Source organism: Paludisphaera sp. (assembly GCF_037189885.1).
Taxonomy (GTDB): domain Bacteria; phylum Planctomycetota; class Planctomycetia; order Isosphaerales; family Isosphaeraceae; genus Paludisphaera.
The window spans coordinates 62,833-69,747 of record NZ_JBBCIR010000019.1 but is presented as its reverse complement, the minus strand read 5'-3'; the positions used below and the strand labels follow the sequence as shown (position 1 = coordinate 69,747).

The following is a 6,915-nucleotide window of genomic DNA, read 5'->3' as shown; positions in this document are numbered from 1 at the left end:
CGGGAAGTCGACGTCCTCGACCCAGTCGAGGAGGATGGAAGTCGCGAACTCCTCGTCGGTGATCACCCCGCGGGCGTGCAAGGCGGCCAGCTTGCCCAGATGTTCGAGGGTCGTCCCGCTCATGCGCCCTCCGAGTCGCGGTCAGAGCGTCACGCGGCGGCCTTCGCGGGCGGATTCCTTCTCGGCGAGGACCAGGCGGACGGTCTCGCGGGACTGGAACGGGGTGACGACGGGCTCGAGCTTCTCGCCGGCGGCGGCGCGGGCGAAGTGGTCGATCTCGCGGGTGTAGCCGTCGCCGGCGGGCAGCTCGGGGGTGAACGGCTCGCCCTCGGCGGGGCAGACGCGGTAGGCGGGGGCGCGGGTGCAGTCGTAGACGATCGTGGCCCGCTCCAGCACGATGTTGAAGCTCATCTCGAAGCCGAAGGTGGGCGCCATCCGCCAGGTGCTCTCGGCCACGACGGCCGGGCCGCCGGGGTAGAAGTACTGGCTGGAGATGTACGCCTGCGGCGGGTCGGAGATGCTGGAGACGGCGGACGGCATCCCGAACAGGTGGTGGATATAGTCCGTGTCGTGGATGTGCAGGTCCAGCGGCTGGCCGCCGGAGCGCGACTCGTCGGCGAACCAGTTGTCCGGGCTCCAGTTCGGCGCGGTGCTGAACCGCCGGAAGCTGGCGGCGATCGGCTTGCCGTACTCGCCGGAGTTCACCAGGTCGCGGGCGACGACGTACTCGGGCCAGAACCGGATGCAGTGGCCGATCTGGAGGATCTTGCCCGTCTCCTCGGCCGCGGCGACCATCCGGTCGCACTCGGCCGGGTTCAGCGCCATCGGCTTCTCGCAGAGGACGTGCACGCCCGCCTTCAGCGCCTTGATGGTGGCGTCCGGGTGGACGAACGTCGGCAGGGTGAGCGAGATCGCGTCGACCGTCCCGGAGGCGAGCAGGGCGTCGAAGTCCGTGAAGGTCTGGATGCCCGTCAGGTCGATGTGGTCGGCCGCCCCCTGGACGTTCCCCTTGGGCGCGCCGCCGATGTCGGACAATACCTTGGGATTGGCCTCGCAGATGGCCGTGATCTTCGCCCCCGGCTGCGTCTTCCAGCACCGATAATGCATCCGGCCCATGAACCCAAGACCGACGATCCCGACCCGAATCATGACGGCGTCCTTCGATATTTCGCGGGGGTGGATGCGACACGGCGGCCGAGGGGAGGGCTGCGCCACCGTTCGGAAAGTCCAACCAGGATACCAGGCACGGCGCGTCGATCCAAGCGCGCCTTGCGCGAGTCGACGACGGCGCCCGGGACTTGCCGTGCCCCGTCGGGCGCGGTATCGATGGCTCGGTGTTCAACATGCGTTGATGTTCCGGGACCGAGGGGGGCGCGATGGCGACTCGAATCATCGGCGGGCGGATCGCGCCCGTCTTGTTCCTGGGGACGATCGTGGCGCTCGCCGGACTCGCCCGCGCCGCCGCGCCCGTCGAGGCGGGCAAGGTCGCGGAGATCTCGTTCGAATCGAGGAAGGCCCGGCCGGACCCGTTCCACGACGTCGCGCTGGACGTGGTCTTCACCGCGCCCGACGGCGCGACGTTCCGCGTCCCGGCGTTCTGGGCCGGCGGCTCGACGTGGAAGGTCCGCTACTCCGGCCGGACGCCCGGCGTCCATCGCTATCGGACGGAATGCGCCGACGTCGACGACGCCGCGCTGCACGGCGTCGAGGGGGCGGTGGAGGTGGTCCCCTACGCGGGGGACAATCCCCTGCTCCGCCACGGCCCCGTCCGGGCGGCCGACGACCGCCGCCACTTCGCTCACGCCGACGGCACCCCCTTCTTCTGGCTCGGCGACACCTGGTGGATGGGCCTGTCGGAGCGGCTCGCGTTCCCGGACGACTTCCGTAGGCTCGTCGACGACCGCGTCGCCAAGGGGTTCAACGTCGTCCAGATCGTCGCCGGGCTCTATCCCGACATGCCCGCGTTCGACCCCCGCGGCCGCAACGAGGCCGGCTTCCCCTGGGAGCCTGACTACGCCCGGATCAACCCGGCCTACTTCGACGCCGCCGACCGTCGCATCGCCGAACTCGCGGAGCGCGGGCTCACCCCCTGCGTGGTCGGCGCGTGGGGCTACCACCTCCCCTGGCTGGGCGAGGCGAGGATGAAGCAGCACTGGCGCTACCTCGTCGCGCGGTGGGGGGCGTACCCCGTCGTCTGGTGCGTCGCCGGGGAGACGACCATGCCGTTCTACCTCTCCAACACCAAGGCGGAGGACTCCGAGCGCCAGAAGCGGGGCTGGACCGAGGTCGCGGCCTACCTGCGCGAGATCGACCCGTTCCATCGGCTCGTCACCACCCACCCCTCGCGCACGGCGCGGGAGAGCGTGACCGACCCCGCGGTGCTCGACTTCGACATGCAGCAGACCGGCCACGGCACCCCGCCCGAGGGGCACGCCGCGCTCGCCTCGCAGGGCTGGGACGCCATGCCGACCATGCCCGTCATCAGCGGCGAGGCCCGCTACGAGGCGCTGGAGATCAACCCCACCCTCACCGACGCCGACGCCCGCAAGGCGTTCTGGTCGCACGTCGTCGCGAGCGGGTGCGCCGGGCACACTTACGGCGTGAACGGCGTCTGGCAGGTGAACCGGAAGGACCACCCCTACGGCAACTCCCCCGCCGGCAACAACTGGGGGACGACGCCCTGGGACGTCGCCATGTCCCTCCCCGGTTCGTCCCAACTGGCCGCCGCGGCCAGGCTCATCACCTCCATCCCCGGCTGGGACCGCTTCGAGCCCCGCCCCGACCTCGTCGCCTGGGCCGACCCCGCCGAGAAGGCCCCCGCACCGCTCTGCGTCGCCACCCCGGACGGCTCGCGGCTCATCTACATCTTGAAGCCCGGCGCCGCGCGGCTGACCGGCCTCCCCGCGGAGAAGGCGTTCGAACTCCGCTGGTTCGACCCCGTCTCCGGGACCACCGCCGACCCCGTCCCCCTCCCCGCGACCCCCGATGGCGCGGCGACCATCTCCCCCCCCGATGGGGACCACGACTGGGCCGTGGTGGTGACGCCGAAGGGTTGACTCCTGGGGAAGCCTGGCGAAGAATCGAATTCGGTTCTCATTCGATTCCAGGGGGTGCCATGTTCGATCTGAGCCGCGATATCCAGTCCCTGACGGATTTCAAGAAAAGCACGCCGGACTTCCTCAAGCAACTGCGCGAAACCGGGGAGCCGATCGTCCTAACGATCAATGGCAAGGCGGAACTCGTCGTCCAAGACGCCGCCTCGTATCAGAAGCTTCGGGAGCAATTAGAGGCGGCCCGTGTGTTCGAGGGGCTCCGCGAGGGCATCGAAGACCTGAAGGCCGGGCGAACCGTGTCGCTGGACGAGTTCAAGGAACACGCCCGAAAGAAGCATGGGATCCAGGCGTGAAGTACCGCGTGCGCGTCGCCCGGCGAGCGCTGACGGACGCCGACGATATCCATTCCTGGATGACGGCGAACTTGTCGCGGGATTACGCGGACCGGTGGTACATCGGCTTGTTCGACGAGATCGAGAAGCTGGCGGGTCATCCCTGGCTTCACCCCACGGCGATGGAGAGCGAGGATCACCACGTCCCGCTCCGCGAGGCCATGTATGGGAAGCGCAAGAGCAAATACCGCATCCTCTACACGGTCCAGGACGATGAGGTGATCGTCCTCTACATTCACCACTCATCCCGCGGGACGTTGGAGATGTGATCGGGGAGCCGGCCATCCTCGAAATCCTTCAACATATTCCCGCCCCCCGTTGCGGCGTGCTCGCGCCTGGGGCATGATCGAGCGTGGCGCGACTCGCGCGCCGGGGAGTGCGGAGCGATGATGAAGATTTGGTCGCGCTTGCGGATGTGCCTGGTTCAAGGTCTTGTCGCGGGGGGCTTGGTCATGGCGACGGCGGGGGACGTCGGGGCTCAGTCCCGGGCGAATTACGACGAGGCGAAGGTCGGGCCGTACACGCTCCCCGACCCGCTCCGGACGGCCGAGGGCCGCGAGGTGACGTCGGCCGAGCTGTGGGCGAAGACCCGCCGGCCCGAACTGCTCCGGCTGTTCGAAACCCACGTCTACGGCAAGACCCCGAAGCCCGAGGCACCCCTCCCCGTCGTGTACGAGGTCGTCTCGGAAAACCCGGACGCCCTGGGGGGCAAGGCCGTCCGGCGCGAGGTGACGATCAGGTTCGGCGAGGGGCCGGACGCCCCCCACATCGACCTCCTGGTCTTCCTGCCGAAGGACGCCTCGAAGGATAAGCCCGCCGCGGCCTTCCTGGGGCTGAACTTCGACGGCAACCACTCCGTGTCGCATGACCCGGACGTCCGGCTCCCGACCTCCTGGATGCGCGAGGGCCAGGGCAAGGCCGTGGTCGACCATCGCGCGACCGAGGGGGGCCGCGGGGGCACGGCCGATCGCTGGTGCGTCGAGAAGGTCGTCGGGCGCGGCTACGCGGTGGCGACCGCCTGCTACAACGACATCGACCCGGACTTCGACGACGGCTTCCAGAACGGCGTCCACCCGCTGTTTTATCGCCCCGGCCAGACGAGGCCCGACGCCGACCAGTGGGGGTCCATCGGCGCGTGGGCCTGGGGCCTGAGCCGGGCGCTCGACTACCTGGAGACGACGCCGGAGGTTGACGCGAGGCGCGTCGCGGTGCTGGGCCATTCGCGGCTCGGCAAGACGTCGCTCTGGGCCGGCGCCCAGGACCAGCGATTCGCGATGGTCATCTCCAACAACTCCGGCGAGGGGGGCGCGTCGCTCGCCCGCCGCAACTTCGGCGAGACCGTGGCCGACCTCAACAGGAACTTCCCGCACTGGTTCTGCGGCAACTACAAGCAGTATTCCGACGACGTGGACGGGCTTCCCGTCGACCAGCACCAGCTCATCGCGCTGATCGCCCCCCGCCCCGTCCTGGTCAGCAGCGCCGAGGAGGACCGCTGGGCCGACCCTCGCGGAGAATTCCTCGCGGCCCAGGGCGCCGACCCGGTCTATCGCCTGCTGGGCACCGACGGCCTGCTCCTCTCCGAATGGCCCGCCGCGACCGAGGACTCGCTCAGCAAGGGGACCATCGGCTATCGCCACCGCCCCGGCAAGCACGACGTCACTCCGTCGGACTGGGACGCCTTCCTCGACTTCGCCGACGTCCACCTGACGCCGCGTTGAGCCCGGCGACCTCAACGCCAGGCCGACGCGTGGGCGGCGGCGAACCGGTCGAACGTCCGCGGCGGCCGGCCGAGCAGCCCGGCGACCTCGGCGTCGGCCGCGGCGCACCAGCCCTCGCGGGCCAGCGCGTAGAAGCGGAGGACGCGGCCGACCTGGGCCGGCGGGAAGCCGCGTCGCTCCATCAGGCGGCGGGCCTCGTCCTCGTCGAGCGCGACGTAGCGGACGTCGCGCCCGGCCGCCCTCGCGATCGTCGCGGCGACCTCGTGGTGGCCCAACGACTCCGGGCCGTTGACGTCGACCGCCCTGCCGATCAGGGCGTCGTCGGTCAGGGCGCGGGCCATCACGGCGGCGACGTCCTCGGCGTCGACGTAGGCGATTCGGGCGTCCCCCAGCGGGAGGCTCAGCGTCCCCTTCGCGGCGACCTCGGCGCTCAGCGGCGGCCGGGCGAGCATCTGCATGAAGAAGTTGGGCCGGACGTGCGTCCACGCCATCCCCGACCCCTCGACCAGCCGCTCCACCCGGCGGAGCGAGAAGTCTTCCCGGCGCCCCGCCCCCAGCGCCGAGAGCGTGGCCACCCGCCGCACGCCCGCCGCGGCCATCGCCGCGACGACCGGCGCGGCGTGGACGCGCGCCTCCTCATCGCCCGGGCGCGAGATCAGCATCACGGCCGAAACCCCCTCGAACGCCGGTCCGTGAGTCGACCGGTCGAGCAGGTCGAACCGGACCATCCCCGGCCCCTCCGGCGCGCGCGACGCCCCCCGGACCGCCAGCCCCCGCGCCCGCATCGCGGCGACCACGCGACGGCCGACCTCCCCCGTCGCCCCCAGGATCAAGCAGACCTCGGACATGGACCCGCCCCCGAACTCGGCCTTCTAGGATAGTAACGGACGCGTTACTATATCGCCATGAACGCGAAGGACAAGAGCCGGGAGGCGACGAAGCGGGCGTTCGCGGCGGCGCTGGCGGACGAGCTGGCGGCGGGGCGATCGCCGACGGTGGAGGGGGTGGCGGCGCGCGCGGGCGCGAACAAGGCGCTCGTCTACCGCTACTTCGGCGGCCTGCCGGGGCTGATCGCGGCGTACGCGGCGGGCGAATCGTTCATGCCTTCGGCCGCCGAGCTGCTGGAGCTGGCCGGGTCGCCGGGGGGGAAGTCGGCGCGGGATCGGTTCGCGGCCTGCGCCGCGGCGACGGTCTCCGCGCTGGCGAGGCGTCCGGCGACGGTGCAGGTGCTCCTGCGGCTGCCGACCTTCGACGCCGAGACGCTGGCCGCGCTGCGCGAGGGCCGGGCCCGGGGGATCGCCCAGATCCGCGAGGCGTTCGGCGACCCGGACCCCGGCCTGGGTTTCGACGCCGACGTCGCGTTCGGCCTGCTGATCTCGGGCGCGTGCCAGATGCTCGCCGCCGGCCGGTCCACCTGGCTCGGCGGCGAGCTATCCCCGGAAGAGTTGGCCGCCCAACTGGGCCGGACCATCCGGGGCATGCTGGGGGCCTCGTGAGCGGGCGCGGGGCGGCACCGGGTTCTTCGGCCCGGTCCGCGGCGCCGGGAAGAGCCCCCAGGCGCGAACCTCGGCCCGGCTCGGCGCGTCGGGTAAGACCGTGTTGCCGGGGTCCGGACACGGGGCTAGAATAGCCTGTACGCCCGACCGCGATCGCCGCGGATCGGCCGTGACGCCACTTCTCCTTTCCTCACGCGAAGGAGGCCGACGATGACTTTCCACTCCCGCCCTATTGAATCGTCGGGCCCGATCGCTC

Annotated in this window: 7 protein-coding genes; 5 read left to right on the top strand and 2 right to left on the bottom strand. The window is 71.0% G+C overall.

Annotated features, from left to right (window positions below; all coding sequences use genetic code 11):
• Positions 1-141: 141 nt before the first annotated feature.
• Positions 142-1,149 (bottom strand): Gfo/Idh/MocA family oxidoreductase, encoded by a 1,008-nt coding sequence (locus WG209_RS08060; protein ID WP_337174514.1) that lies wholly within the window; start codon positions 1,147-1,149, stop codon positions 142-144.
• Positions 1,150-1,376: 227 nt separating this feature from the next.
• Here WG209_RS08060 and WG209_RS08055 point away from each other — a divergent pair, with 227 nt between their 5' ends.
• From WG209_RS08055 to WG209_RS08040, 4 genes are all read left to right on the top strand, one after another.
• Positions 1,377-3,056, top strand: a complete 1,680-nt coding sequence (locus tag WG209_RS08055; protein ID WP_337174513.1) for a DUF4038 domain-containing protein — start codon at positions 1,377-1,379, stop codon at positions 3,054-3,056.
• 59 nt (positions 3,057-3,115) lie between these two features.
• Positions 3,116-3,406, top strand: a complete 291-nt coding sequence (locus WG209_RS08050; protein ID WP_337174512.1) for a type II toxin-antitoxin system prevent-host-death family antitoxin — start codon at positions 3,116-3,118, stop codon at positions 3,404-3,406.
• Positions 3,403-3,714 carry a type II toxin-antitoxin system RelE/ParE family toxin gene (locus tag WG209_RS08045; RefSeq protein ID WP_337174511.1) on the top strand — a complete coding sequence of 104 codons (312 nt, stop codon included), beginning with the start codon at positions 3,403-3,405 and terminating at the stop codon, positions 3,712-3,714. The genes WG209_RS08050 and WG209_RS08045 overlap by 4 nt, the downstream gene beginning before the upstream one ends.
• A 183-nt stretch (positions 3,715-3,897) precedes the next feature.
• Positions 3,898-5,163 carry an acetylxylan esterase gene (locus WG209_RS08040; protein ID WP_337174510.1) on the top strand — a complete coding sequence of 422 codons (1,266 nt, stop codon included), beginning with the start codon at positions 3,898-3,900 and terminating at the stop codon, positions 5,161-5,163.
• An 11-nt stretch (positions 5,164-5,174) separates the two neighbouring features.
• Here WG209_RS08040 and WG209_RS08035 read toward each other — a convergent pair whose 3' ends face one another.
• Complete coding sequence (locus tag WG209_RS08035) at positions 5,175-6,011, bottom strand: NAD(P)H-binding protein (protein ID WP_337174509.1); 837 nt, start codon at positions 6,009-6,011, stop codon at positions 5,175-5,177.
• A 57-nt stretch (positions 6,012-6,068) separates the two neighbouring features.
• Here WG209_RS08035 and WG209_RS08030 point away from each other — a divergent pair, with 57 nt between their 5' ends.
• Positions 6,069-6,659, top strand: coding sequence for a TetR/AcrR family transcriptional regulator (locus tag WG209_RS08030; RefSeq protein WP_337174508.1), 591 nt, complete (start codon positions 6,069-6,071; stop codon positions 6,657-6,659).
• Positions 6,660-6,915 lie beyond the last annotated feature (256 nt).